Below are 2,706 nucleotides of genomic sequence, written 5' to 3' on the forward strand. Positions count from 1 at the left end.
TCATGAGCCACATGTCCAGACGCACCGACCTCAGCGCCATCACCGAAGTGAGACGGGAAGGTCGCCACGAGCAGAGCGATCAACCAGTCCGCAGCATCGTGCTCGTATTGAGCGGCACCCGCCTCGCGCTGAGCGGCGCAGCCATCGCAGTGACCGGTAGTCAGTCCACAGTGCTCGGCATATCGTGCCGAGCACTTGCCCTGTGACATATTCGTCGGTACATTCTGCATAAGAATCCATTGCCATCACGCCGACGCCATCATGCACACAGACAAGTTCGACCCGCTCATTGGTAATGGTAGCTGGATAAATGGCCGCTGGGTCAAGAGCGAGTCAAAGTTTCCGGTCATCAATCCCGCAACCGAACAAGTCGTTACGGCACTTTATGAAGTCACTATGGAGCAGGCTGAAACAGCCATCACTTCGGCGGAAGAAGCGTTTCGTCATTGGTCACAAACCACTGCCCAAGAAAGATCTGACATTCTCCGTCGCTGGTATGAGCTATTGCTGACACATATTGATGCATTGGCGGAGCTGCTGACTAAAGAACAAGGCAAACCAGTTGGCGAAGCGAAAGCGGAAATTCGCTATGGTGCCGATTATATCCGTTGGTACAGTGAGGAGTGTCGACGCCTGTACGGCGAGACCATTCCCGGCCCCACTCAGAACAAACGCATCATCGTGCTCAGACAACCGATTGGTGTGACTGCGGCCATCACCCCTTGGAATTTTCCTAATGCCATGATCGCGCGCAAAGCAGCCGCAGCCATTGCGGCAGGCTGCACCATGGTCGTCAAACCATCCGAACTCACGCCGCTGTCAGCCTTGGCACTTGCAAAACTTGGCCAAATGGCTGGCTTGCCAGACGGTGTGCTGCAAGTTCTCGTCGGCACCGATGCCGAAAAGATTGGCGAAATGCTGACAACACACCCTGCGATTCAAGCGCTGAGTTTCACCGGCTCAACCGAAGTTGGCCGCAAGCTCGCATCCCGATGTGGAGAACATCTCAAACGAGTGACGCTTGAACTTGGTGGCAACGCACCGTTTATCGTGTTTGACGATGCCGATCTAGGTGTCGCTGTCGATGGCCTGATGCAGGCGAAATTCCGGAACGCTGGACAGACCTGTATATGCAGTAACCGTGTCTTGGTTCAAGACTCAATCTTGACGCCGTTACTCGAAAAACTCCACGCCAAGGTCAAAAAACTGCGCGTTGGCGACGGGCTCCTAGAACACACGCAGATTGGCCCACTGATCCAGCCGCAAGCTTGTCAGAAAGTGGCGCATCTATTGGATGATGCCAGCCGCAAAGGCGCCAAAATCACACAATTCAACGAAACGCCACCAACACATGGCTATTTCTGTGCACCAGCGATAGTGACCAACGTCACGCCGAATATGGCCATTTACCGAGAAGAAATTTTTGGCCCTGTCGTCGCCATCATGTCGTTTGCCACGGAAGATGAGGCAATTCGGCTAGCCAATGATACACAGGCCGGGCTCGCGGCCTACCTCTATACCCAAAATCCCTCTCGTATTTGGCGCATGGTGGATCAGCTTGAGTATGGCATGGTTGGCATCAATGATGCGGCCATCAGCAACCCTGCCGCACCGTTTGGGGGAATCAAAGCTTCGGGATTTGGACGAGAAGGCTCGCGCCATGGGCTTGATGAGTTTACTTATCTCAAATATCTGTCCTGGGGTATCTAGTGGCTTGAGGCTTGGCATTTATCGAACGGTTCAGTGCTCGACGACGGTTAATTGCAAATGTTTGGCAATAAATTCCAGTGCCAGCACATCCAGTGTTTTACCGTCACACACCCCATCCCATGCGCCATGACCCATACCCGCCAACGCACAAAACTGATAAGGGGCACCAGACTGCTGATAGCGTTGCTGCAAATACAGGGCCTCGTCATAGGCAATGGTGGCATCGTCGGTGCCATGGACGATCATTAAAGGCGCTTTAGTCGCGCGCCAGCGTGTTGTCTGGTAAGCCCCCTCGTAGAGATCTACCGCATCACCGCTGCCCCAGAAATCGACCACAGCACGAATTCTTGGAAGCGATTGAGCTTGATGTGTGCTGCTCAGTGTCGGATCTTCGGCAAGAGACAATTCCGTAGCAAAATCATCGGGATCGGTTGCGCCCACCGCAATCCCGATAATGGCGCCAGCGGAATTGCCAATGATCGCCACCCGTGTCAGATCGACCTGCCAGGTGGTTGCTTGGTTTGCCAACCATCTGAGTGCCGCCTTGACGTCACGCACCGCGGGATACATTGCTTTATGCTGATTCTTTTTGTAGTCAGACAGTGCCATCCCGTTGACGTATTGCGCTATCGCTTCAGGCACGGTGCCATATTCATCCATCAACCGATAATTCACACTGATGACAAGGAAGCCTCGGGAAGCAAAATAATCGCCAAAATATTTTGCGGCGCCATCAGTCTTGTCGCCATCACGAAAGCCCCCGCCATGGACAAAAGTCACAACGGGCAAACGACCGACAGCCCCGACAGGTCGATAGGCGTCCAGCATCAAGTCTTTTGTCCCGGACACCCGTCCACGCCAGCTTTCGTGGACTTGTCCCAAAGCGTAGGTGATGTCAGACACCATCTCGACGGCGAATTTGGGTTGCCGATACACGGTAGCAGCCGCGGGCGAGCCGACTGCGCCGCCCACAGATGTCTCCGGCCCTCGCTCCGA

General features: G+C 54.4%; 3 protein-coding genes. 1 reads left to right on the top strand and 2 read right to left on the bottom strand.

Annotated features, from left to right (window positions below; genetic code table 11):
* Positions 1 to 209: hypothetical protein (locus D6694_11955; protein RMH38682.1), on the bottom strand; the 209-nt coding region annotated here is incomplete at its 3' end.
* Positions 210 to 261: 52 nt separating this feature from the next.
* On the opposite strand from D6694_11955, the gene D6694_11960 reads away from it, so the two are divergent.
* A complete protein-coding gene (locus tag D6694_11960) occupies positions 262 to 1,710 on the top strand; it encodes an NAD-dependent succinate-semialdehyde dehydrogenase (GenBank protein RMH38683.1) in 1,449 nt (482 codons plus the stop codon).
* A gap of 30 nt (positions 1,711 to 1,740) precedes the next feature.
* Here the strand turns inward: D6694_11960 and D6694_11965 are convergent, their stop codons facing one another.
* Positions 1,741 to 2,682, bottom strand: coding sequence for an alpha/beta hydrolase (locus D6694_11965; protein RMH38684.1), 942 nt, complete (start codon positions 2,680 to 2,682; stop codon positions 1,741 to 1,743).
* Between the last annotated feature and the right edge of the window lie 24 nt (positions 2,683 to 2,706).

The organism is Gammaproteobacteria bacterium, from assembly GCA_003696665.1.
In the GTDB taxonomy this organism is placed as follows: domain Bacteria; phylum Pseudomonadota; class Gammaproteobacteria; order Enterobacterales.

Coding starts and splice junctions, on each gene's coding strand:
- D6694_11960 (RMH38683.1), top strand. CDS start 262: ATGCACACAGACAAGTTCGACCCGCTCATTGGTAATGGTAGCTGGATA.